Source organism: Burkholderia cepacia (assembly GCF_001039005.1).
In the GTDB taxonomy this organism is placed as follows: Bacteria; Pseudomonadota; Gammaproteobacteria; order Burkholderiales; family Burkholderiaceae; genus Burkholderia; species Burkholderia theae.
This window is the reverse complement of record NZ_LDWR01000017.1, coordinates 66,950-90,004: the sequence shown is the minus strand read 5'-3', so window position 1 is coordinate 90,004 and position 23,055 is coordinate 66,950. Positions and strand designations below refer to the sequence as shown.

General features: G+C 66.9%; 22 protein-coding genes. 13 read left to right on the top strand and 9 right to left on the bottom strand.

What is annotated here, in order from left to right:
* Nucleotides 1-109 precede the first annotated feature (109 nt).
* On the bottom strand, nt 110-2,008 hold the full coding sequence (locus VL15_RS10475) for a peptidoglycan D,D-transpeptidase FtsI family protein (protein ID WP_048245412.1): 1,899 nt from the start codon (nt 2,006-2,008) through the stop codon (nt 110-112).
* Nucleotides 2,009-2,427: 419 nt separating this feature from the next.
* Entirely contained in the window at nt 2,428-2,772 is a 345-nt protein-coding gene (locus tag VL15_RS10470; RefSeq protein WP_048245411.1) for a DUF3564 family protein, read from the bottom strand.
* Nucleotides 2,773-3,421: 649 nt separating this feature from the next.
* Between VL15_RS10470 and VL15_RS10465 the strand changes: the two genes are divergently transcribed.
* On the top strand, nt 3,422-4,633 hold the full coding sequence (locus VL15_RS10465) for an SDR family oxidoreductase (protein ID WP_048245410.1): 1,212 nt from the start codon (nt 3,422-3,424) through the stop codon (nt 4,631-4,633).
* A 55-nt stretch (nt 4,634-4,688) separates the two neighbouring features.
* Here the strand turns inward: VL15_RS10465 and hpaR are convergent, their stop codons facing one another.
* Nucleotides 4,689-5,129 (bottom strand): homoprotocatechuate degradation operon regulator HpaR, encoded by a 441-nt coding sequence (gene hpaR / locus VL15_RS10460; RefSeq protein ID WP_048245409.1) that lies wholly within the window; start codon nt 5,127-5,129, stop codon nt 4,689-4,691.
* Between the two features lie 152 nt (nt 5,130-5,281).
* On the opposite strand from hpaR, the gene VL15_RS10455 reads away from it, so the two are divergent.
* The 8 genes from VL15_RS10455 (at nt 5,282) to VL15_RS41875 (ending at nt 11,586) form a co-directional block, all read left to right on the top strand.
* Nucleotides 5,282-5,971 carry a fumarylacetoacetate hydrolase family protein gene (locus tag VL15_RS10455; RefSeq protein ID WP_048245408.1) on the top strand — a complete coding sequence of 230 codons (690 nt, stop codon included), beginning with the start codon at nt 5,282-5,284 and terminating at the stop codon, nt 5,969-5,971.
* The gene (locus VL15_RS10450; protein WP_048245407.1) at nt 5,968-6,732 is read left to right on the top strand and encodes a fumarylacetoacetate hydrolase family protein; all 765 of its coding nucleotides are present in this window, start codon (nt 5,968-5,970) and stop codon (nt 6,730-6,732) included. The genes VL15_RS10455 and VL15_RS10450 overlap by 4 nt, the downstream gene beginning before the upstream one ends.
* Nucleotides 6,733-6,754: 22 nt before the next feature.
* Entirely contained in the window at nt 6,755-8,218 is a 1,464-nt protein-coding gene (gene hpaE / locus VL15_RS10445; protein ID WP_048245406.1) for a 5-carboxymethyl-2-hydroxymuconate semialdehyde dehydrogenase, read from the top strand.
* 209 nt (nt 8,219-8,427) lie between these two features.
* Nucleotides 8,428-9,276: a 3,4-dihydroxyphenylacetate 2,3-dioxygenase gene (hpaD, locus tag VL15_RS10440; RefSeq protein ID WP_048245405.1), complete on the top strand. Its 849-nt coding sequence runs from the start codon at nt 8,428-8,430 to the stop codon at nt 9,274-9,276.
* 104 nt (nt 9,277-9,380) lie between these two features.
* Nucleotides 9,381-9,773 (top strand): 5-carboxymethyl-2-hydroxymuconate Delta-isomerase, encoded by a 393-nt coding sequence (locus VL15_RS10435; RefSeq protein WP_048245404.1) that lies wholly within the window; start codon nt 9,381-9,383, stop codon nt 9,771-9,773.
* A 20-nt stretch (nt 9,774-9,793) separates the two neighbouring features.
* Complete coding sequence (gene hpaH / locus VL15_RS10430; RefSeq protein WP_048245403.1) at nt 9,794-10,597, top strand: 2-oxo-hept-4-ene-1,7-dioate hydratase; 804 nt, start codon at nt 9,794-9,796, stop codon at nt 10,595-10,597.
* A 7-nt stretch (nt 10,598-10,604) separates the two neighbouring features.
* Nucleotides 10,605-11,411, top strand: coding sequence for a 4-hydroxy-2-oxoheptanedioate aldolase (hpaI, locus tag VL15_RS10425; protein ID WP_048245402.1), 807 nt, complete (start codon nt 10,605-10,607; stop codon nt 11,409-11,411).
* Nucleotides 11,412-11,418: 7 nt separating this feature from the next.
* Nucleotides 11,419-11,586 (top strand): hypothetical protein, encoded by a 168-nt coding sequence (locus VL15_RS41875; RefSeq protein ID WP_196319570.1) that lies wholly within the window; start codon nt 11,419-11,421, stop codon nt 11,584-11,586.
* Here the strand turns inward: VL15_RS41875 and VL15_RS10420 are convergent.
* Nucleotides 11,577-12,386, bottom strand: a complete 810-nt coding sequence (locus VL15_RS10420; protein ID WP_048245401.1) for an AraC family transcriptional regulator — start codon at nt 12,384-12,386, stop codon at nt 11,577-11,579. The two genes, VL15_RS41875 and VL15_RS10420, sit on opposite strands and share 10 nt — an antisense overlap.
* A gap of 95 nt (nt 12,387-12,481) precedes the next feature.
* Here VL15_RS10420 and VL15_RS10415 point away from each other — a divergent pair, with 95 nt between their 5' ends.
* Together VL15_RS10415 and VL15_RS10410 are read left to right on the top strand one after the other, a co-directional pair.
* Nucleotides 12,482-12,733, top strand: a complete 252-nt coding sequence (locus VL15_RS10415; protein ID WP_048245400.1) for a hypothetical protein — start codon at nt 12,482-12,484, stop codon at nt 12,731-12,733.
* A gap of 46 nt (nt 12,734-12,779) precedes the next feature.
* Nucleotides 12,780-13,742, top strand: a complete 963-nt coding sequence (locus VL15_RS10410; RefSeq protein WP_048245399.1) for a quinone oxidoreductase family protein — start codon at nt 12,780-12,782, stop codon at nt 13,740-13,742.
* Nucleotides 13,743-13,890: 148 nt separating this feature from the next.
* Here the strand turns inward: VL15_RS10410 and VL15_RS10405 are convergent, their stop codons facing one another.
* The 5 genes from VL15_RS10405 to VL15_RS10385 form a co-directional block, all read right to left on the bottom strand.
* Nucleotides 13,891-14,982, bottom strand: a complete 1,092-nt coding sequence (locus VL15_RS10405) for a porin (protein WP_048245398.1) — start codon at nt 14,980-14,982, stop codon at nt 13,891-13,893.
* A 157-nt stretch (nt 14,983-15,139) separates the two neighbouring features.
* The gene (locus VL15_RS10400; RefSeq protein WP_048245397.1) at nt 15,140-16,207 is read right to left on the bottom strand and encodes an ABC transporter ATP-binding protein; all 1,068 of its coding nucleotides are present in this window, start codon (nt 16,205-16,207) and stop codon (nt 15,140-15,142) included.
* On the bottom strand, nt 16,200-17,972 hold the full coding sequence (locus tag VL15_RS10395; RefSeq protein ID WP_048245396.1) for an ABC transporter permease: 1,773 nt from the start codon (nt 17,970-17,972) through the stop codon (nt 16,200-16,202). The genes VL15_RS10400 and VL15_RS10395 overlap by 8 nt, the downstream gene beginning before the upstream one ends.
* A 100-nt stretch (nt 17,973-18,072) precedes the next feature.
* Entirely contained in the window at nt 18,073-19,173 is a 1,101-nt protein-coding gene (locus tag VL15_RS10390) for an ABC transporter substrate-binding protein (protein WP_048245395.1), read from the bottom strand.
* Between the two features lie 217 nt (nt 19,174-19,390).
* Nucleotides 19,391-20,878, bottom strand: a complete 1,488-nt coding sequence (locus VL15_RS10385; protein WP_048245394.1) for a PLP-dependent aminotransferase family protein — start codon at nt 20,876-20,878, stop codon at nt 19,391-19,393.
* A 102-nt stretch (nt 20,879-20,980) separates the two neighbouring features.
* Between VL15_RS10385 and VL15_RS10380 the strand changes: the two genes are divergently transcribed.
* Both VL15_RS10380 and VL15_RS10375 read left to right on the top strand, forming a co-directional pair.
* Nucleotides 20,981-22,216 carry a multidrug effflux MFS transporter gene (locus VL15_RS10380; protein ID WP_048245393.1) on the top strand — a complete coding sequence of 412 codons (1,236 nt, stop codon included), beginning with the start codon at nt 20,981-20,983 and terminating at the stop codon, nt 22,214-22,216.
* A gap of 124 nt (nt 22,217-22,340) precedes the next feature.
* A complete protein-coding gene (locus tag VL15_RS10375) occupies nt 22,341-23,012 on the top strand; it encodes a response regulator (protein WP_047903423.1) in 672 nt (223 codons plus the stop codon).
* Nucleotides 23,013-23,055 lie beyond the last annotated feature (43 nt).

The following is a 23,055-nucleotide window of genomic DNA, read 5'->3' as shown; positions in this document are numbered from 1 at the left end:
ATTGTAGGAGGACGCGGCGGGAACGCTCAAATAATGCGGTGCGTTCCTAGTAAGTGGGATGAAAGCGAGGTGAGGGCGAGGGGCGCACCGCATCGCCCGCCTGGCGGTTTCAGCTTGCCGCCGCTTTTGCCTGCACGGCGGCCGTGCCCGCATGCGCGGCGGTCTTGACCGGCACGGCGGCTTTCTGCGCGGCAGCCGTTTTCGGTTGAGCCGCCGCCTTCGGCGCCGCGACCGTCTTCTGCGGTGCAACCGCCTTGGCCGGCTGCGGCTTCTCCGGCTCGACCGGCGCATCGGGCGGCACGCCGAGCAACTGCAGCGAGCCGCTCGTAACCGACGCGAACACCGGGCCGGCCACCGTGCCGCCGTAGTAACCCTTGCCGCGCGGCTCGTCGATCATCACCGCGACGATCAGGCGCGGGTTGCTCATCGGCGCCATCCCCGCGAACAGCGCGCGGTACTTGCCCTTCGCATAGGTCGCGCCGACCTGCTTGCGCGCGGTACCGGTCTTGCCGCCGATCCGGTAGCCGTCGACGCGCGCGCGGCGCCCGGTTCCACCTTCGCCGACCGCCATCTCGAGCATCGAGCGGATCGACGCGGCCGTTTGCGGCGTCGTCACGCGGTGGCCGCGATGCGCGTCGATCGTCTGCTGGTCGGTGCCGTTCTTCAGCAGCGACACCGGGTGCAGCGTGCCGTCGCCCGCGTAGGCCGTGTAGGTCTGCGCGATCTGCAGCAGCGACATCGACAGGCCGTAGCCGTATGCCATCGTCGCCTGCTCGATCGGCCGCCAGCGCTTGTAGCCGCGCAGCCGGCCCGACGCGACGCCCGGGAACGTCAGTTCCGGCGCGCGGCCGATCCCGTATTCCTGGTACTTGTTCCAGATCGTTTCGGCGGGCAGGTTCAGCGCGAGCTTCGCGAGCGCGATGTTGCTCGACTTCTGCAGTGCCTGCGACACCGTCAGCGACCCGTGGTTCGACGTGTCGTGGATCACGGCCGGACCGATCTTGTAGGTGCCCGGCGACGTGTTGATGATCGTGTTCGGCGTGACCTTGCGTTCGTCGATCGACAGCGCGACGACGAGCGGCTTGATCGTCGAACCGGGTTCGAACGTGTCGATCACCGCGCGGTTGCGCAACTGCTGGCCGGTGAGGCGCGCACGGTCGTTCGGGTCGAAGGTCGGGTAGTTCGCGAGCGCGAGGATCTCGCCGTTCTGCGCGTCGAGCACGACGACGCTGCCGGCCAACGCGTTGTTCTCGACCACGGCTGCCTTGAGCTGGCTGAACGCCAGCTGCTGGATCCGGCGGTCGATCGTCAGTTCGATCGTCGCGCCGTGCTGCGCGGGCACGAGCGGGCGCGTGTCCGACACGATGCGGCCGAGCCGGTCGCGGATCACCTCGCGCTGCCCCGACGTGCCCGACAAGCGTGCATTCGCCGCAAGTTCGACGCCTTCCTGGCCCTTGTCCTCGACGTTCGTGAAGCCGACCACGTGTGCGGCCGATTCGCCCTCCGGGTAGAAGCGCTTCGAATCGGCGATCTGCGTGATGCCGTCGATCGCGAGCTTGTCGAGCCGGCCCGCGGTGTCCGCGTCGACCTGCCGCTTGAGCAGCACGAACGTCTTGTCGTTGCCGAGGCGCCGCTTCACCTCGACGAGCGGCATGTCGAGCAGCTTCGCGATCTGCGGGTAGTCGGTATCGGCGACCTGTTTCGGGTTCGCCCAGATTTCATAGGTCGACAGGCTGACCGCGAGCATCGCGCCGTTGCGGTCGACGATGCCCCCGCGCATCGCGTCGAGCTCGATCGTGCGCTGGTAGCGTTTCTGGCCCTGGCCGACGTAGAAATCCTGGTTGGCGACCTGCACCCAGAAAGCGCGCCCGATCAGTGCGGCGAACGCGAGGAACACGACGATCACGATCAGCTTCGAGCGCCACATCGGCAGGCGCGACGCGAGCATCGGATTCTTGGTCGCGGCCGCGTACGGATCGGCGGGGTGGGTCTTCTTTTTTACGCTCATGCAATGGCCGGGTCGGACCGCCAGGTGGCGGCAAGTCAGTCTGAATAATGTGATTGTAATAAATGAGTAAACGCCGTGTGGGGAAAGTGTGTTCCGGCCCCGAGAAAAAGCGTTCGGCGGCCATTCGGCAGTGCGCGGAAAAGAGGGCGGGAAAGGCGGGCGGAGGCGGAATTTCACCGCCGCGACAGACGATGAAAGACGGGCGATCGGCGGTGTGTCGATCCGGGTGCATGGTATTCGACACGCCACCGATCGCGATCATCACCGGTGTGCGATCAATTGCCCGGTCGCCGATTATTTATTTGGTGCAGAAAATAAAAAGCGCCCCAAAATGAGGCGCTGTTAATAATGAATATCGAAATTAATATCGGTGAACCTGGAATAAACCCGAAAACCGCAGACGATTCAGGGCGATATTGCTATCGCGCGACTGAAATAAATTCCTGGTATTCCGGCTGGGTCGTGCAACGATCGACGGCCTGCAGCCGCCATGCACCGGCGTGATCGCCGGCTAGCACGGCGGGACCCTGTTCGCGCTGCGTCGCATCGAACGACAGCCCCTTCAGCTGGCATACGGCATTCCCGCCGTCGGCCGCGCAGAGCGCCATCGCGCCTTCGACATCGCGGACCTTGCCCCAGGTCGGAAGATCCATGCCCTGATGTGCCTCGCGCGACCACAGCCCCTCGTCGGTATCGACCCACAGTACCGCGAACGATTGCAGGGTTGCTGATTCGCTGCCATTAATCCGAATAGTGAGGCGCATAGGATCGTCTCCCAAGAAATTGACGTATTCGACCGTTTTGACTTGAACAGTCTAGATAGACTGGTGTGAAACGCAAGTGATAATCCGCAATAAATCCGGATTGAGTCTATTTCGGTTTCGGATGAAACGACGTCTGACGATTCATGGTTATTCCGGCAGCGCGCGCAAATGCAGGCGACACCGGCGATCGTGGTATCGATGCATGCATGGCCGACGTTCGAGACATGCGATGACATGGCCGTGGGGCGCGTCGATCTGTCGCGTGCGACCGGCCACCGACACCGGGCCGGCCGATGCGACACGGCACAGCCTGGATGCCGCCCGATCGGATGTGTCAGTGTTCTGACGGCGCGGCCGGAACGACACACTCCGACAATCGCGTACAAATCGGCACACTTTCACGAAACTTTCGGGACAGACTTGCATACGGTCGAGCCCCACACTGGGAGCTTCCCGATCCTGTGCCGCGGACGCCCGTCCTCGGCGGCTGCCGCCGCCTCGTACCAGAGACGCGATCGATGCGATCGCGGGCCGCACGCCCGATCGGGACTGCCGGGGCGCGCGTTAGCCCCGGCCCGGCCGGTGAGCCGTGCGCAGCCCGCAACCGCGGGTGCCGCGCCGCCCGGCCGACTCTTCGAAGGAGACTATCGTGCTGATCTGGAAAACCGCGTTGTCGCTCAACTGGCGGACCAGCCTCGTGTCGCCGGCCAGCGCACCGGTCGCGGCGGCCAACGTCGGACGGCTGGTGCTGACCGGCGCAACCGGCTTCATCGGCAGTACCGTACTGACGGCGCTCGTCAATGCAGGGCTGCTGGAACGTATCGTGTGCGTCGTGCGCGCGCAGAACCGCGGCCACGCCGTCGCGCGGCTGCGCGAAGCCGCGTTGCGCGCGGGGCTCGCGCCGTACTGGGCGTCGCGTCTGACCGAAGCGAACGTGATCGTCGGCGCGCTCGGCGACGTGTGGCAGGGTGCCGACGCGTCGCGTCTCGCCGGCGCGACCCACGTGATTCACTGCGCCGGTCATGCGTCGCCGGCCGACGGTGCGCACCTGCAGTCGGACATTGCCGATTCGGTGCGTTTTGCCGAACGCTTCGCACGGGCGTCGCGCTTGCAGCGCTTCGTCTATGTCGGCACGGCCTACGCGCATGCGGGCCGTGGCGGGATCGTGCAGGAAGAGGCGGCGGGCGACGCGGCGAACGACGTTGCGCAGGACGGCGAAGGCCTGCCGGGCGCGGTGCTCGCGGCGGACTACCTGCACGCGAAGGCCGAAACGGAGCAGCGCCTGCGCGTGCTCGGGCTGCCGCTCGTCGTCGTGCGGCCGTCGCACGTCGTCGGCCACACGGTGCTCGGCACACGGCCCGCGCCGAATTCGTTCTGGATGTTCCGGCTTGCGCATGCCGCGCGCCGCTTCACCGCACGGCCGATGACGCGTATCGACATCGTGTCGGTGGACGACGTGGCGCGCGCGACGATGCTGCTGGCCGTCAAGCCGACGCTCGCGCACGACGTCTATCACGTGTCGGCCGGCGACGAGGCGCCGCAGGTCGCGCAGATCGTGCGTGCGATGGACGAGGCGGCGGGGATGACGGGCGCGCCGCGCTACGCGGCATGCGCGCCGGCCGAGCTGCCGCTCGTGGTGCGCGACGTGCTCGGGCGGCCCGATCCGGCACTCGAACGCGTGATCGGCCGGGCGCTGCAGCGTTGCGCGGAATTCGCGACGGTCGATCGCGTGTTCGACAACCGCCGCGTGCGCGATGAAATCGATTTCGAGCCGTTGCCGTTCATCGATTACGTCGAGGAATGCATGCGCACGTCGCGCGGCGTCGCGGTGACCGAACTGATGCGCGGCGCGGTGCACTGACCGCCGGCGCAATATCGGCGCCCGTTCCCGCGACTGACGGGAATGGGCGCCATCTTCACGTGTTGCCGCCGAGTTCGATCAGACGGTCGAGCGCGCGGTAGATATCTTCGAGGCCGTCCTGGCCGAAGCGCGATTCGAGCTGCCGGTATTGCTCGTCGATGCGCGGACCGATTTCCGTGACGAGTTTCCTGCTTTGCGGCGTCAGGCTGACCAGCAGCCGGCGCTGATCTTCCTGCGCGCGCGTGCGCGTGATCAGGCCGTCGCGCTCCATCCGTTCCAGCACGCCCGTGAGGCTCGGGCTCAGGATGCAGCAGCGCCGGGCGATCTGTCCCGCTTCGAGCGCATGCGCCGGTTCACCGTCGAGCACGCGGATGATCCGCCATTGCTGTTCGGTCAGCGCGAATTCCTTGAGAATGGGGCGGAACAGACCCATCAGCGTTTCGCGGGCTTCCAGCAGCAGCATGGCCAGGTTGCGATGGTCGAGCGTACGGTTCATCGGGGTGGACAGTGGACGGGGACGCATCAATCTTAACAGCCGAAGGTGGTGAATTTCGCGTATCAGGGTAATCGAGGTTGCCAGCGCCCGATTGTTTACTTAAGATATTAACTATTGACGATGCGCCGCGACGCGCGGCAGGGGAATGACGCATGGAGCTGTCTTGCACGACCGCCGCGGCGCCGCCGTTGCCGGTCGCCATCGGTACCGTCTACGGTGCGCTGCTCAACGAGCGCGCGGCGCTCGACGCGCTCGGCGCTGCCGTGAACGCACCGCCTTACGGCCGCCCGCCGCAGGCGCCGATCCTGTATATCAAGCCGGCCAACACGCATGCGGCCGACGGCGCGGCCGTCGTCGTGCCGGCCGGTGTCGACGCGCTGGAGATCGGCGCGTCGGTGGCCGTCGTGTTCGCCCGGCGCGCCACCCGCGTGCCGGCCGCGCAGGCGCTCGACTACGTGCACGGCTTCACGCTCGCGAGCGACGTGTCGGTGCCGCATCCCGATTACTACCGTCCGGCCGTACGTTTCAAGTGCCGTGACGGCTTCTGCCCGCTGGGTCCCGCCATCGTGCCGGCCGCCGCGCTTGCCGATGTCGACGCGCTCGCGTTGACCGTGCGGATCGACGGCGAGGTTGCCGTCTCCGCTTCGACCGCCACGCTGATCCGCCCCGTGCGCGACCTGATCGCCGACGTGACGGCCTTCATGTCGTTCGACGCGGGCGACGTGCTGCTGCTCGGCGTCGCCGGCGGCGCACCGCGCGCCCGCGCGGGCAGCACGGTCGAGATCGCCGCCGCCGGCATCGGCACGTTGCGGCACACGCTGATTGCGGAGGAAACCCGATGAAGACGGCGCGCATCATCTACAACGGCGCACTGCATGCGGCCGAACCGGCCGGCGACGGCGCGATCCGCCTCGATACCGGGCGCGTCGTGGCCGAGGAGGAGGTCGCATGGCTGCCGCCCGTCGCGCCGCGCACGACGTTCGCGCTCGGCCTCAACTACGCCGACCACGCGAAGGAACTCGCGTTCAAGGCGCCGAGCGAGCCGCTGATCTTCCTGAAGGGGCCGAACACGTTCATCGGCCACCGGTCGCGCACCGTGCGCCCGGCGGATGCCACCCACATGCACTACGAGTGCGAACTGGCCGTCGTGATCGGCCGGCCCGCGCGCAACGTGCGCCGCGCGCAGGCGCTCGACTACGTGGCCGGCTATACGGTCGCGAACGACTACGCGATCCGCGACTATCTCGAGAACTACTACCGCCCGAACCTGCGCGTGAAGAACCGCGACACCTGCACGCCGCTCGGGCCGTGGTTCGTCAGCCGCGACGAGATCGGCGACCCGGGCGACCTGACGCTGCGCACGACGGTGAACGGCCGGGAGACGCAGCGCGGCAGCACGCGCGACATGATCTTCGACGTGCCGGCGCTGATCGAGCACATCAGCGGGTTCATGACGCTCTCGCCGGGCGACCTGATCCTGACCGGCACGCCCGAGGGGCTGGCGGACACGCAGCCGGGCGACGAGGTCGTGACCGAAATCGAAGGGATCGGCCGGCTCGTCAACACGATCGTCGGCGAAGCAGACTACTATCGCGCCGGCTGAGCCCGTCGCCCAAGGAGAACCCATGACCATCAAGCACTGGATCGACGGCCGCGAAGTCGAGAGCCGCGAGACCTTCACGACGCTGAATCCCGCGACGGGCGATGTCATCACCGACGTCGCGTCGGCCGGCGAAGCCGAAGTCGACGCGGCCGTGCGCGCGGCGAAGGAAGCCTTCCCGAAATGGGCGAACACGCCCGCGAAGGAGCGCGCGAAGCTGATGCGCAAGCTTGGCGAACTGATCGAGAAGAACGTGCCGATGCTCGCGGCGCTGGAGACGCAGGACACCGGCCTGCCGATCGCGCAGACGAGCAAGCAGCTGATTCCGCGCGCGTCCGAGAATTTCAATTTCTTCGCCGAAGTGTGCGTGCAGATGAACGGCCGCACCTATCCGGTCGACGACCAGATGCTGAACTACACGTTGTACCAGCCGGTCGGCGTGTGCGCGCTGGTGTCGCCGTGGAACGTGCCGTTCATGACCGCGACGTGGAAGACGGCGCCGTGCCTCGCGCTCGGCAACACGGCCGTGCTGAAGATGTCGGAGCTGTCGCCGCTGACGGCCGACCAGCTCGGCCGGCTCGCGCTCGAAGCCGGCATCCCGCCCGGCGTGCTGAACGTCGTGCAGGGTTACGGCGCGACGGCCGGCGACGCGCTCGTGCGGCATCCGGACGTGCGCGCGGTGTCGTTTACCGGTGGCACCGTCACCGGCAAGCGGATCATGGAGCGCGCGGGCCTCAAGAAGTATTCGATGGAGCTCGGCGGCAAGTCGCCGGTGCTGATCTTCGACGATGCCGATTTCGACCGCGCGCTCGATGCATCGCTGTTCACGATCTTCTCGATCAACGGCGAACGCTGCACCGCGGGCTCGCGGATCTTCGTGCAGCGCACGATCTACGACCGCTTCGTGCAGGAATTCGCGCGCCGCGCGAACAACCTGGTGGTCGGCGATCCGTCCGATCCGGCCACGAATCTGGGCGCGATGATCACGCGCCAGCACTGGGAAAAGGTGACCGGCTATATCTGCATCGGCGAGCAGGAAGGTGCGCGCGTGGTCGCGGGCGGCGCGGACAAGCCGGCGGGCTTGCCCGACCATCTGCGCAACGGCAACTTCGTGCGTCCGACCGTGCTGGCTGACGTCGACAACCGGATGCGCGTCGCACAGGAAGAGATCTTCGGGCCGGTTGCGTGCCTGATCCCGTTCGAGGACGAGGAAGAAGGGCTGCGGCTCGCGAACGACACGTCGTACGGCCTCGCGTCGTACATCTGGACGCAGGACGTCGGCAAGGTGCATCGCCTCGCGCGCGGCATCGAGGCCGGGATGGTGTTCGTGAACAGCCAGAACGTGCGCGACCTGCGCCAGCCGTTCGGCGGCGTGAAGGAATCGGGCACCGGGCGCGAGGGCGGCGAGTACAGTTTCGAGGTGTTCGCGGAGATCAAGAACGTGTGCATCTCGATGGGTTCGCACCACATTCCGCGCTGGGGCGTGTGACGGGCGCGGGTCGTTTCGCCGCAAGAATGATTCCTTAGCCGGCACGCCGGCCAAGCATGGGGCTGGAGTAACCGCTAAAGCGCCAACTCTGGCCGACCGCGAAGCATGGGACCCGATGCAAAGCATGGGGCCCGAGTAAGTTCTGAAGCACTAACTCGGGCCGACATAAGCGCTAAAGCGCTAACTCGGGTCGACAGGAGACTTGAACGATGGGCAAACTGTCCCTCGCCGCGAAGATCACGCACGTGCCGTCAATGTACCTGTCGGAATTGCCCGGCAGGCATCACGGCTGCCGCGAAGCGGCGATCCGCGGCCATCAGCTGATCGGCGAGCGCTGCCGTGCGCTCGGCGTCGACACGATCGTCGTGTCGGACGTGCACTGGCTCGTCAACGCGGGTTATCACGTGAACTGCAATGCGCACTTCGCGGGCACGTATACGAGCAACGAACTGCCGCATTTCATCCGCGACATGCAGTACGAATATCCGGGCAACCCGGCGCTCGGCCGGCTGATCGCCGAGACGGCCACCGCACGTGGCGTCGCGACGCGTGCGCACGAGATCGACAGCCTCGAACTCGAATACGGCACGCTCGTGCCGATGCGCTACATGAACGGCGACCAGCACTTCAAGGTCGTGTCGATCGCCGGCTGGTGCATGTGGCACACGCTCGACGAAAGCCGGCGCTTCGGCGAGGCGCTGCTCGAGGCGATCGAGAAGAGCGATTCGAACGTCGCGTTCCTCGCGAGCGGTTCGCTGTCGCACCGTTTCAACGACAACGGCAGCCCCGAGGAATCGATCCACCAGATCAGCCGCGAATTCTTCCGGCAGGTCGACCTGCGCGTGGTCGAGCTGTGGAAGCAGGGCGATTTCAAGACGTTCTGCGCAATGCTGCCCGAGTACAACACGCATTGCCACGGCGAAGGCGGCATGCACGACACGGCGATGCTGCTCGGCCTGCTCGGCTGGGATCGCTACGACCAGCCCGTCGAGATCGTCACCGACTATTTCGCGAGTTCGGGCACGGGGCAGATCAACGCGATCTTCCCGCTGCCCTGAACGGCGCCGCCCCGCATCCGACAATCGACAATCGACATCCGACTGCTATGCATGGGACCCGAGTAACCGCTAAAGCGCTAACTCGGGTCGACAGGAGAATTGCTATGCCACACATCGTCGTCGAATACACCGCGAACATCCGCGACGACGCGCGCATCCCCGCGCTGCTGCGCACGATCAATGCAACGCTGATCGCGCAGGGCGGCGTGTTCCCGACGGGCGGTATCCGCTCGCGCGCGATCGAACTGCAGGACTACTGCGTCGCCGACGGCACGGAGGACGACGCGTTCGTCCATGTGACGCTGAAGATCGGCTCGGGCCGCAGCGACGAAACGAAGAAGGCCGCATGCGACGCGCTGTTCGACGCGATCAAGGCGCATTTCGCCGAGCTGTACACGAAACGCTACCTCGCGCTGTCGATGGAGCTGACCGAGTTCAGCGAAAGCGGCTCGTACAAGCACAACAACATCCACGCCCGCTACAAGCGGGCCGGCTGAACCCCATTCCCGATCCGACCATGCTCGAACCCGCCCTCATCGACCAGCTTGCGCAGCGTCTGCACGACGCCGAGCGCGCGCGCACGCAGATCCGCCAGATCTCGCTCGACCATCCCGACATCACGATCGACGACGCGTATGCGATCCAGCGCGCGTGGGTGTCTCTCAAGCTCGCGGAAGGCCGCACGCTGAAGGGACACAAGATCGGCCTCACGTCGAAGGCGATGCAGAACACGTCGCAGATCGACGAACCCGACTACGGTGCGCTGCTCGACGACATGTTCTTCGCGGACGGCGGCACGATCCCGACCAGTCGCTTCATCGTGCCGCGCGTCGAGGTCGAACTCGCGTTCGTGCTCGGCAAGCGGCTCTCGGGCCCGGACTGCACGATCTTCGACGTGTACGACGCGGTCGATTACGTCGTGCCCGCGCTCGAGATCATCGACGCGCGCAGCCAGTCGATCGACCCCGATACGAAACGGCCGCGCAAGGTGTTCGACACGATCGCCGACAACGCCGCGAACGCGGGTGTCGTGATCGGCGGGCGGCCGGTGAAGCCGCACGACGTCGACCTGCGCTGGGTCGCGGCGATCATGTCGCGCAACGGCGTGGTCGAGGAGACGGGCGTCGCGGCCGGCGTGCTGAACCATCCGGCGAACGGCGTCGTGTGGCTCGCGAACCGGCTGTCGCGCTTCGACGTCGCGCTGGAACCCGGGCAGATCGTGCTCGGCGGCTCGTTCACGCGGCCGTGCGCGGCGCGGCCGGGCGACACGTTCAGCGTCGACTACGGCCCGCTCGGGACGATTCAGTGCTACTTCGAGTGAGCGAGCGATGCAGATTCCGTCGAATGTCTTCAAGGCCGCGCTCGCGCGCGGCGACGCGCAGGTCGGGCTGTGGCTCGGGCTCGCGAATCCGTATAGCGCCGAAGTGGTCGCGGGCGCCGGTTTCGACTGGCTGCTGATCGACGGCGAGCATGCGCCGAACACGGTGCCGACGATCCTCGCGCAGTTGCAGGCGATCGCGCCGTATCCGTCGCATCCGGTCGTGCGCGTGCCGTGGAACGATCCGGTGATCGTCAAGCAGGTGCTCGATCTCGGCGCGCAGACGCTGCTCGTGCCGATGGTGCAGAGCGCCGACGAAGCGCGCGCGGCCGTTGCCGCGACGCGTTACCCGCCGCACGGGATTCGCGGCGTCGGCAGCGCGCTGGCGCGCGCGTCGCGATGGAATCGCGTCGGCGATTACCTGCACCGCGCGAACGACGAGATGGCCGTGCTCGTGCAGGTCGAGACGCGCGCGGGGCTCGATGCGATCGACGCGATAACACGGGTCGAAGGCGTCGACGGCGTGTTCATCGGGCCGGCCGACCTGGCAGCCGATCTCGGGCATCTCGGCAATCCGGGGCACCCGGACGTGCAGGCCGCGATCGACGGCGCGATTCGCACGATCAAGGCGGCCGGCAAGGCGCCGGGCATTCTGAGTGCGGACGAAGCGGCTGCGCGACGCTATCTGGAAGCGGGCGCGTTGTTCGTCGCGGTCGGGGTCGATACGACGTTGCTTGCGCGAAGCGCGGAGCGGTTGGCGGCGCAGTTCAAGGGGGTATCTCGACCGGCGCAAAAGAATGGTGACACGACGTATTGAGCGACGGGTGCTGACCGATATGCCAAGCAAAACAGACATACTGCCTGACGAATCGGAGCATCGGCGCAAGGTTTCGCAAAGGGACCGGATGGCCTCGCTTGAATCGAATGCAATCCCGGATGCGATGGCGGAATTGAGTGCGCAGGCGCAAGCCCTGCGGATGGGTTATGACTGACTTTCCGTTGTCCCGACTGCCGATCTTGCTACGTCCATATACCGCCCCGGCGTCGTCCCCAACGCCCGCCGGAACATGTCGATGAACGCGCTCACGTTGTCGTACCCGAGATCGAGCGCGATCGTCGTCACCGGCACGCCGTCGGCGATTTTCTCCAGCGCACGCAGCAGCCTCGCCTGCTGACGCCACTGCGCGAACGTCAGCCCCGTCTCGGCGACGAAGCGGCGGCTCATTGTCCGTGCGCTGATGCCGGCCCATTCCGCCCATTCCTCCAGTCGCCGGTTGTCCGCGAGATCCGCGGCAAGCGCATCGGTGATCTTCATCAGCCGCGGGTCCTGCGGCCGCACCAGCCCCAGCGCTTCGACTTCCGATAACGCGATTTCATCGAGGATCACGTCGGCGATCCGCGTCTGCGCGGCATCCAGTTCCGCATCGCCCCAGCTTGCGGCGCGCTGCACGGCTTCGCGCAGCAGCGGCGACGTGCGAATCGCGCGCGGCGTGTCGGGCAGTGCCGCGCAGCGCGCTTCCGCGACGAACGCCGACCAGCCGGAAATCGGCCCGAACGAACGCAGCGAATGCCGGCAATGCGGCGGAATCCAGATCGCATGGATCGCCGGTACGACCCAGTCCTGGTCGTCGAGACCGATCGTCAGCAGTCCGCTGAGCGCGCCGACGAGCTGACCGCGCGCATGCGCGTGCGGTGCGGTGATACGTGGGTCGCGTTGCGACAGGACGGCGGCGACGACGAACGGGCCATCGTCGGACACGACGAATCGGGCGGGCAGGAGTGGATCGGACATGGCCGGATAACGGTATCGAATGGCTGTTATACCGGAGATCGGCCGGCTTCGCACGCCTACACTGCCTCCATCGATGACAACCGGAGTACGACACGATGCGAGCCGAACAAATGCTTCCCGACCATGCCGACCGGATCGAGGCCGGCGGAACGACGATCCGCAAGGGCACCATCGGCGCGTTTCTGGTCAACGCGCGTGTGCTGACCGATCCGAACGCCGCGCCCGCCGACCGGGCGAGCGCGGAGGCCGACACGCTCGACGCGTTGCCGGCACTGCGCGCGCTTGGCCTGTTCGACGTGATGGAAGTGCGCGATCCCGCGCTGCGTGCGTGGCTCGACGCACGCTGATGCCTGCCGGAGCCGTCGATCGAGATCCCCGATACAAGGAGCCAAGATGAAAGCTGCAGTCGTGACGGGCGCCGGCGAGCGTCCGGTCCATATGGAATTCGAACCGCCGCGCGCGATGCCGGGCCACAGCCTGATCGACGTGACGGCATCCGCGCTGAGCCGGATCGCTCAGGGGCGTGCGTCCGGCACGCATTACTCGTCGGACGGAGGCTATCCGTTCGTCGTCGGCGTCGATGGCGTCGGCCGCCTCGACGACGGGCAGCGCGTCTATTTCTTCGGTGCGCCCGTGCCGTTCGGCGCGATGTCCGAGCGCACGATCGTGCCCGATGCGCGGTGCGTGCCGCTGCCGGACGCGCTCGACGACGTCACGGCCGCGGCGATCGCGATTCCCGGGATGTCGTCGTGGGCCGCGCTGACCGAACGCGCGCGGCTCGTCGCGGGCGAGACGGTGCTCGTCAACGGTGCGACGGGGACGTCGGGGCGGCTGGCGGTGCGGATCGCGAAGCATCTCGGCGCTGCAAAGGTGATCGCGACGGGCCGCAACGCGGCTGCGCTGGACGCCTTGCTGAACGCGGGTGCAGACGCCGTCGTGTCGCTGCAGCAGGACGATGCGCATCTGGCGCGTGCGCTCGAACCGCATTTCCGCGCGGGTGTTGATGTCGTGCTCGACTACCTGTGGGGTGCCAGCGCGCGGACGCTGCTGGTTGCCGCAGCGAAGGCGACGCCCGATGGGCGCCGGCTGCGTTTCGTTCAGATAGGCTCGATCGGCGGCGCGGACGTGCTGCTGCCGGGCGCCGTATTGCGCGCCACCGCGATCGAATTGATGGGTAGCGGTATCGGCAGCGTATCGCTGCCGCGTTTGCTGGACTCGGTGCGCGGCGTGTTCGACGCGGCCGGGCCGGCGCGGCTGGTGATCGATACGCGCACCGTGCCGCTGTCGGCGGTCGGCGAACACTGGGGTGATGCGAACAGCCTCGTGCGCACGGTGTTCACGATGCGGGACGAGTGAACGGCGATCGAACCACAGCGGGCCAGGCGCGGTGCGACGAACGAGCCGTGCAGCGACAACCGGCTAGCCGTCGTGATCCTGCCGCGCGTGGGGCGAAAGCAGGGCGGCCGCGCGCGAAAGACGCCCGTCGCCGCCCGCCGCTTCAGGCTCAGAACCGCTGCTGAATCCCCGCCGTGACACCGACCTGCGTCGTGCCGTACCCGTTGAAGTCGCGCGACACACCAACCTTCTGGTCGTGCTTCGCGATCGCGAACGCGCCGGCCGCGTACAACACCGTGCGCTTCGACAGCGCGTACTGCGCACGCAGCGACACGAGCGTCGGATCGGCATCCGTGCCGCCCTTGACGTTCTGGTGATAGACGGCCGCGATCAGCGAGAACGTCGGCGTGAACTGGTACGACCCGCCGACCCAGGCCATGTCGCTCAGCTGGTTTGCCGCCGTGGTGCGGAACGTGCGCTTGTAATTGCGGTAGCCGGCCATCGTCTTCAGGTTGCCGAAGTCGTAGCTCAGGCCCGCGTGGATGCCCTGGATATAGTTGACCGTGTCGGCCGGCGTGACGCTGTCGGCCGCGCCGTTCTGCCGGTCGAACGTGACCACGGCCGCGAACGGGCCGGTCTCGTAGCCGAGCGCGATGTCGTACTTCGAGCTGGTCTTTACGCTGCCCGGCACGTTGCCGAAGCCGTACAGCGCGCCGAACTTGAAGCCGCTGAATTCGCCGTCGTAGCGCACCGCGTTCGACGAGCGCGTGAACATGCCGTCCTTGCGGCCGCCCGTCGCCATCGACGACGTCGCCCACGAGTAGTTCTGCGCGTAACCCATCGGGTCGAACGGCAGCATGTAGTCGTAGGTGACGGTGAAGTTGCGGCCAAGCGACAGCTCGCCCCATTTGCCTTTCAGGCCGACCGTCGCGCGGCGCGCGAAGATCGAGTCGGGGCCGTCGTCCGACGTGCCGTTCGCGAGATCGATCCCGCTTTCGAGGCGAAACACCGCCTTCAGCCCGCCGCCGAGATCCTCGACGCCGCGCAGGCCCCAGCGCGACGTGTTCTTGTTGCCCGACTTGAGCTTGACCGAATTGCCGCCCTCCGGCGCCGCATGGTTCGCGAATTCGATGCCGGCATCCATGATCCCGTACATCGTGACCGACGACTGCGCGTGCGCGGCGGGCGCGGCGATGCAGGCCGCGGCGGCCGAGCCCGTAAGGACTACTGTGCGAATCGAACGTTCTGCGCGTGACTTCATTGACGGTGTCTCCTTGGTTCTTGTGGGTTGGGTGAAACGGATGCGGCGCGCGGCAGCCCGCGACGGACGCCCAAAGACGTCCGCCGGTCATGCAAGTCATCGCCTGGCGGGATGCGCGCGGTGCATGCGCGGCGGCGCGTGGGCCGCCGCGCTCGGGTCAGCCCGCTTTCGCGAACGCCCAGCAGTCGTTGGTCGGGAATTCGATCCAGTGCTTGCCGGCCGCACGCGGCACGTTGCCGAACGCGCGCAGGCGCATGTCGCCGCAATGGAACAGGTATTCCCAGCGGTCGCCGAGATACATCGACGTGACGAGGTCGGCCTGCAGCCGGTTCGCGCCCGGGCCGTCGGTCACCTGCACGCGTTCGAGACGGATGACGGCCTGCGCGTCCTGGCCCGGCGCGAACGTGTCGCGCGCCATCGCACGGATTTCCCAGCCGTCGCCGGCGAGCGTCACGCATTCGCCGTCGATCGCGGCGACACGTGCGTCGATCCGGTTGTTGCTGCCCATGAATTCGGCCGTGTACAGCGAGCGCGGCGCGCCGTACAGCTCGGCCGGCGTGCCTTCCTGCTCGATGCGGCCGTTGCGCAGCAGCAGGATGCGGTCGGACATCGCCATCGCTTCGGTCTGGTCGTGCGTCACGCACAGGGCCGACAGCCCGAGCGACACGATCAGCTCGCGCAGCCATGCGCGCGCTTCCTCGCGCAGCTTTGCGTCGAGGTTCGACAGCGGCTCGTCGAGCAGGATCACCGGCGGGTTGTAGACGAGCGCGCGTGCGATCGCGACGCGTTGCTGCTGGCCGCCCGACAGCTGGTGCGGAAAGCGTTCCGCGAGATGGCCGAGGCCGAGCTGGTCGAGCGCGCTCTGCACGCGGCGCTTCTGTTCGGCCGGCGCGACGCGGCGCAGCTTCAGCCCGTAGCCGACGTTGTCGGCGACGGTGCGGTGCGGCCACAGCGCGTACGACTGGAACACGAGGCCGAGCGAACGCTGCTCGACGGGCAGGTCGACGCGTCGCGCGCCGTCGAAGAACACGCGGTCGTCGAGCTGGATGCGTCCTTCGGACGGCTGTTCGAGGCCGGCCACCGCGCGCAGCAGCGTGGTCTTGCCGCTGCCCGACGCGCCGAGCAGGCAGACGACTTCGCCGGCCTTCAGTTCGAACGACACGCCCTTGAGGATCGGATTGACGCCGTAGCTGAGATGCAGGTCGTCGACGATGAGCTTATCCATGAAGTTTCACTCCGAAACGCAGGGCCACGCCGAGTCCGACGCCGACCATCGCGATGTTGATGACAGAGAGCGCGGCGACCTGGTCGACGGCGCCCGTCGCCCACAGCGACACAAGCAGCGCGCCGATCACTTCGGTGCCGGGCGACAGCAGGTAGACGGCCGTCGAGTATTCGCGCTCGAAGATCATGAAGATCAGGAGCCACGCGGCGAGCAGGCCGAAACGCACGAGCGGCAGCGTCACGTCGAGCGACACGCGGCTGCGCGTCGCGCCGACGCTGCGGCCGGCTTCCTCGAGCTCGGGGCCGACCTGCAGCAGCGCGCTCTGGATGAGCCGCATCCCGTACGCGAGCCACACGACGGTGTACGCGATCCAGATGCTCCACATCGAGTTCTTCAGTTCGCGCAGGCCCGGGACGAACAGGAAGATCCACAGGAACGCGAGGCCGGCGAGCAGGCCGGGCACCGCGCGCGGCAGCAGCACGATGTAGTCGAGCAGCTTCGTCGCCCAGTCGTGGCGGCGGTGGCCGGCGAACGCGACGAGCGAGTAGAAGCCGACCGCGAGCGCACCGCCGATCACGCCGATGCCGAGCGTGTTGACGATCGCGCGCACGAGGTTGTCCTGCTCGAACAGCTCGATGAAGTTCGACAGCGTCAGCACCTCGGCGAGCGCCACGCCTTCGCCCCAGTTGGTCACGAATGCGCGCAGCACGATGCCCGAGATCGGCACGATCACGGTCAGCATCAGCCACAGCGCGACGATCGCGAGCGCGACCCAGCGCCACACGCCGAGCGGCAGCACCGTCGCGCGGCCGGCCTTGCCCTTCACGGTGACGAAGCGGTTCGCGGTCTTCAGCAGACGGCGCTGCAGCAGCACGAGCGGGAACGTGATCGCGACGATGCACACGGCGACCGCGGCCATCAGGTGATACGACGGCACGCCGAGCTTGTTGGTCAGCTTGTACAGGTAGGTCGCGAGCACGAGGTGGCCTTCCGGATCGCCGAGCACGAGCGGCAGCCCGAACACTTCGAAGCCGAGGAAGAACACGAGCACGCCGGCGAACAGCAGCGCGGGCATCGTCATCGGCAGGCTCACGTCGAGCGCGACGCGGAACGGGCGGGCGCCCGTCACGCGCGCGGCTTCCTCGACGTCCGAGCCGAGGTTGCGCAGCGCGGCCGACGAGTACAGGTACACGTGCGGCACGTGCGTGAGGCCGACGATCACCGTGATCGCGAAGATCGAGTACACGTTCCAGGGCACGTTCGCGACGCCGAACAGTTCCTTGAACCACACCGAGTAGAAGCCGACCGGGCCGGCCGCGACCACGTAGCCGAACGCGAGCACCATCGGCGACACGAACACGGGCGTGAGCAGCAGCGGTTCGAGCCAGCGGCGGCCGGGCAGGTCGGTGCGCACCATCAGGAACGCGAGGATGCCGCCGAGCGGGATCGAGATGAACAGCATCCCGCCGGCGATGATGAACGAGTTCTTCACGGCCGACCAGAAGTCGGGATCGCTGAAGATGAAGCGGAAGCCTTCGATGCCGAGCGTCTTGTTCGCATCGAAGAACGGCGCGGACAGCAGGCTCTGGAACAGGATGAAACCGAGCGGCAGCGCGACCGCGATGGTCAGCACCGCGACGACGATCCAGCGCAGCATGCCGGCGAGCGGCTGCAGGCTGTTGACCGGCAGCGCGGGAATCGCGCTGCTCTGGCCGGTAGAGGGCGGAACGGCCGGCGCCGTTCCGCGTGTGCTGGTTGAAAGCATGAGTTCGCCCCTGCGGCCATCCGGATGGCCGCCTTTAGGAAGTCGGTAAGGGGAAGGGGCCGCCCGCGCCAGATGCGGCGGGTGGCCGGCAGTCAGCGGATCAGCGCTTGATCGACTGCTGCCATTGCTTCAGGAACGCAAGCCGCTTCGACTGGTCGAGATAGACGAGCAGGCCGGTGCCGATCTGGATCGGCTTCAGCGAATCGCCGAGTTCCTTCGACAGGCTCGCGGCCGACGTTTCGCCGGTCACGTCCGCGCGGATCGCGTACAGGTTCGCCTGGTTCGCGATCAGCGTCTGGCCGCGCTTCGACAGCAGGTAGTCGACCCACAGCTTCGCGGCGTTCGGGTTCTTCGCCTTCTTCGACACGGTGGCGAGGCGGCTCACGACTTGTGTGTAGTCCTTCGGAAACACATAACCGATCGACTTGTCCTTCTTCGCCTTTGCATAGGCATACGAACCGATGATGTTGTAGCCGATCAGGTTTTCGCCCGACGAGATCCGCTCCATCATCGCGCCGGTGCTCGACTGCAGCTTCGGGCCGGTCGCGCCGATCGCCCGCACGAGTTCCCACGTGACCTTCTCGTTCACGTGTGCGTCCTGCGTCAGGTAGTTGAAGCCGACGCCCGATTTCTCGATGTCGTAGGTCGTGACCTTGCCCTTGAACTTGTCGCCCTGCGTGGTGAGCAGCTTGATCAGGTCGGCGCGCGTCGTCGGCACTTCGTTCTCGGGGATCAGGCGCTTGTTGTAGACGATCGCGAGCGGCTCGAACGTCGTGCCGTACGCCTGCTTCTGGTATTGCGACCATTGCGGCAGGTTCGGGCTTTCGGGCGAATCGTAGGACGCCATCAGGCCGTCGTTGACGAGCTTGACCTGCAGGTCCATCGCCGAGCTCCACAGCACGTCGGCGCTGGTGCTGCTCGCCGCGTTCTCGCTGATGTAGCGGTTGTACAGCTCGGTGCTGTTCATGTCGTTGTACTCGACCTTCACGCCGTACAGGCTTTCGAAGTCCTTGATCAGCGGACGCACGAGGCCCGTGTCGGTCGTCGAGTAGACGATCAGCTTGCCTTCCTTCTTCGCGGCGTCGATCACGCCCTGGTAGTTACCCGGATACCCGGCCGGAACCTGCGCGGCGGCGCTGCCGGCGGCAGTGCCCAGAACGACCGCCAGCGCGGCGGCGAGGGTCTTCGGTGCAAACGACATGTCTTCCTCCAGTACGTATCGGTGTTGTTCGAGTGACGCGGATGTTAATTGCGAGGCACTTTCAGCCTGCTTTCATTTCCGTTCACAATCGCGTCCTTTGTGTCATGGATTTCCCGAGGTCGAAACGACGGCGGCCGCGGTTTTCGCGGCGCGCGTCACGGTTTGAAAAGGGAAGGAAGTGCGTTGCCGTCAGGCGCGGCAACGATGCCGAAGACGGCTATGTGGATTGCGCCAGCAGCTTTCCGAGGATCCGGCCGCCGTGCCGCGCGTGCGCGGCCGTCAATGCCGAATAGCCGACGACGACACCCGCTTCGCACTCGGCGCTTCGGCAGAATCCGCGGATTGCCTGCAGCGCGACGCCGGCCGCGTGCGCCTGCGCGACGTACGATGCGTCGTCCATCCCGGGTGGCAGCCACAGCACGAAATGAAATCCCGCGTGCTCGCCCGACACCGTGTACCGTCCGCCGGCGTGCTTCGCCAACTGGTCGAGCACGATGTCGCGCCGCTGGCGGTACGCGTGGCGGCTGGCACGCAGGTGCTTCGCGAAATCGCCGTGCGCGATGAAGCGGGCCAGCGCAAGCTGCGGCGCCACGCCGACGGAGCGTGCGGTCGCGTGCCACACGGCCGACAGCATCGGCCGTAGTTCCGTCGGCACGACCATGAAGCCGATGCGCAGCCCCGAGAACAGCGTCTTGTTGAACGAGCCGCAGTAGATCACGCGATCGCATGCGTCGAGCGATTTCAGCGCGGGCAGCGGGGCGGTCTGGTAACTGAATTCGCCGTCGTAGTCGTCCTCGATGATCCATGCCCGGTTGCGCTGCGCCCAGTCGAGCAGTTCGAGCCGGCGCGACACCGACATCGTGACGCCGAGCGGTGCCTGATGGGCGGGCGTCACGTATGCCGCGCGCGCATCCGGATGGCGATCCAGCGATACCGTGTCGATCCCTTCCCGATCGACCGGCACGTCGATCACGGTCGCGCCCGCGATCGTGAAAATCTGCCAGGCCGACGCATAACCCGGATCTTCCATCAGTACCGTCGAGCCGGGCGCGAGCACCGTTCGCGCGACGAGATCGATCGAATGCCGGATGCCGGTCGTGATGAAGATGTCGCCGGCTTCGCACGGAATGCCGCGGTATTCCCGCAGGTACGCGGCGATTTCGACGCGCAGGCTTTCGACGCCTTGCGACGGCGTCGCCCCGAGGTCGTTCGCCGTCGCGGCGAGCAGGCTCGCGCCGAGCGCCTTCTTCCATTGCTGCATCGGCAGCAGGCCGGGATCGGCGAGCCGCGCGACGAACGGGACGCCGGGACGCACGCCATGTTCCGGCTCGGCCGTGTCCGTTGCACCCGCCGACGCGCGCGGCGCGTCGGGGCGATTGGCGCCGCTGTGGCGCGACTGCGCGGCCGCGCGCAGATAGCTGTCCGGCACCATCGCGCAGACCCGCGACCCGGAGCCGCGCGTGCGCGCAATGTAGCCCTCGGAGCCCAGCAGGTCGTACGCCGCTTCGACGGTTCCCCGCGCGACGCTCCAGCGCGCGGCAAGCGTCCGGCTGGACGGCAGCGGGCTGTCGCCGGGTAGCAGGCGCTTCAGGATCGCGTCGCGAATCGCGTCGGCAATGCACGCCTGCTTCGACTGCGGGCTGCCGGTCGACAGCCCGGAAGGGCGCGGCAGATCAAGCGGAATCGCGGCTTTGCCTCGCGGCATAGTGGTCCAGTCGATGTTCGATTTAATGGTCCTTCAGCTTATATCACTTTCCCCTTAGATTGCTGTCGACCACCTCCATCCGACCGAAGACGGACTCACCGCATGAAGACGCGTTTATTGCCCCAGTGGGGCTGGCTGTTCCTGTTGATGCTCGTCGTGTGCCTGCCGCGGGTCACGATCGATGCCTACCTGCCGTCGCTGCCCGCGATGGCCGACGCGTTGCACGGCACCGATGCCCAGTTGCAGCTCACGCTGACGCTCTACATGGTTGGCTATGCGCTGTCGATGCTGGTGTCGGGGCCGTTGTCCGATCGGTACGGACGCCGTCCCGTACTCGTCGGCGGACTGTGCATCTACGTAATCGCGAGCGTTGCCTGCGCGTTGTCGACGGGCATCCCGGCGATCATCGCCGCACGTATCTTCCAGGCGCTGGGCGGCTGCAGCGGAACGGTGATCGGACGCGTCATCGTGCGCGAGCGCTTTCCGACCGCGATGCAGGCCACGATGCTGGGTCGTATCTCGGCCGGCATGGCGTTGTCGCCGGTAATTGCGCCGCTGGCCGGCAGCGCGGTCGCCGAGTGGTTCGGCTGGCGCGGGGTGTTCGGGTGTCTCGCGGCGGGCGGGTTGATCGCGACGGCGATGGTGCTGCGCTACCTGCCCGAGACCCGCGAATACGACGCACGGCCGGTGCCGGGCCGCGGGCTCTTGCGGACGTATGCCGGCCTGCTGCGCGAGCGCCGTTTCCTGCGCTATTCGCTGGCCATCAGCTTCGCTTACTGCACGTACTATCCGTTCATCGCGGAATCGTCGACGCTGTTCCAGCGGCAAATGGGCGTGTCCGGCCCGGTCTATGCGGCGATCTTCGGCCTGACCGTGCTCGGTTACCTGATCGGTTCGAGCCTGTTCGCGCGGACCAGCGGCCGCTGGGAAGCCGATGCGGTCATCGTCGCGGCGGCAGGCGTCAATCTGGTCGGCGCCGCGGTGTTGTGGGCGGGCGGTGCGATCGCCCCCACGGCGGTGACGGCCCTCGTCGTGCCGATGTTCGTCGTGATGATTGCCGTCGGGATTGCGATTCCGGCCTGCCAGTTTGCGGTGATGCAGCCGTACACGAAAATCGCCGGCACGGCGTCCGGGCTTTTCTTCTTTATCCAGATGGCGATCACGGCCGCGTGCGGCGGCGTGCTGGCGTGGCTGTCGGACGGCACCGCCCGCCCGATGATTGTCGTCACGGTCGGTGCGAGCGTCGCGTTCGTCGCGGTGGCCGTTGGCCTTCGCGAACGTCGCGTGACCGACGGTTCGCGTTTCGCGACGGGGAGCCGTCGCGCGCCCGAGCGATGAGCGATGTCGACCGGACCGCGCGGCGCGGGTTCGCGGGCGCGGTGCAACAGGTGTTTCCGCGAGGCGTCGAAACGGAAAGGATCATGTAATGTAGCGGCCTGTCGCTGACCTTACCGGATTCCCCATGCGTGTGCTGCTCGTCGAAGACAACCCGAACCTGGCCCAGTCGCTGAACGACGCGCTGAGCGCCGCGCGCTTCGCGGTCGATCACATGGCGGACGGGGAGGCGGCGGACCACGTGCTGCGCACGCAGGATTACGCGCTGGTGATCCTCGATCTCGGGCTGCCGAAGCTCGACGGGCTGGAAGTGCTGCGGCGGCTGCGCGCGCGCCGCAATCCGGTGCCGGTGCTGATCCTCACCGCGCACGGGTCGGTCGAGGACCGCGTGAAGGGGCTCGATCTCGGTGCCGACGACTATCTCGCGAAGCCGTTCGAGCTGACCGAACTGGAGGCCCGCGCCCGCGCGCTGATCCGGCGCAGCCTCGGCCACGAGCATTCGCGGGTCGAATGCGGGCCGCTTTCGTATGACAGTATCGACCGCAGCTTCCACCTCGCGGGTGAACCGCTGTCGCTCACGCCGCGTGAACGCTCGGTGCTCGAGGTGCTGATCCTGCGCAATGGCCGCGCGATCAACAAGGAAACGCTGTCGGAGAAGATCTTCGGGCTCGACGAGTCGGTCAACGCCGACGCGATCGAAATCTACGTGTACCGGCTGAGGAAGAAGCTCGAGAACACGGGCGTCGCGATCGTCACGTTGCGCGGGCTCGGATATCTGCTGGAAGCGAAGGCCGTATGAGTGACTGCCGCCACTCTCACTCTTGTTCGCTACCCCTCAAGGG